Origin of the sequence: Desertibacillus haloalkaliphilus (assembly GCF_019039105.1) — a bacterium.
In the GTDB taxonomy this organism is placed as follows: domain Bacteria; phylum Bacillota; class Bacilli; order Bacillales; family KJ1-10-99; genus Desertibacillus; species Desertibacillus haloalkaliphilus.
In genome coordinates this window covers 1-459 of the sequence record NZ_JAHPIV010000092.1, presented here as the reverse complement: position 1 = coordinate 459, position 459 = coordinate 1, and the positions used below count along the sequence as shown (strand labels likewise).

At 41.0% G+C, this 459-nt stretch carries 1 protein-coding gene; it reads left to right on the top strand.

Translation table 11 applies throughout. The annotated features are described in order from the left end of the window. Nucleotides 1–459, top strand: a 459-nt coding sequence (locus KH400_RS21000) for a SufD family Fe-S cluster assembly protein (RefSeq protein ID WP_438821134.1), incomplete at both ends; no start/stop codon positions are given.

Sequence of the window (459 nt, the reverse complement as noted above, 5' to 3'; positions counted from 1 at the left end):
GGGGATCCCAGAGGCAGAACAAAAGTATTTAGCAGGGGTTTCTGCTCAGTACGAGTCTGAAGTTGTTTACCACAACATGAAAGAAGAACTAACTGATTTAGGAATTCTATTCACAGACACAGATACAGCGTTAAAAGAGCATGAGGAAATTTTCAAAGAGCACTTTGGAACAATCATTCCTCCATCTGATAACAAGTTCGCAGCACTTAACTCAGCTGTTTGGTCTGGTGGATCGTTCATTTACGTACCAAAAGGCATAAAAACAGATACACCTCTTCAAGCGTACTTCCGTATTAACTCTGAGAACATGGGTCAATTCGAGCGTACGTCAATCATCGCTGATGAAGACAGTTCTGTACACTATGTAGAAGGATGTACAGCACCAGTTTATTCAACAAACTCACTACACAGTGCGGTTGTTGAAATCATCGTTAAAAAAGACGCATATTGCCGTTACAC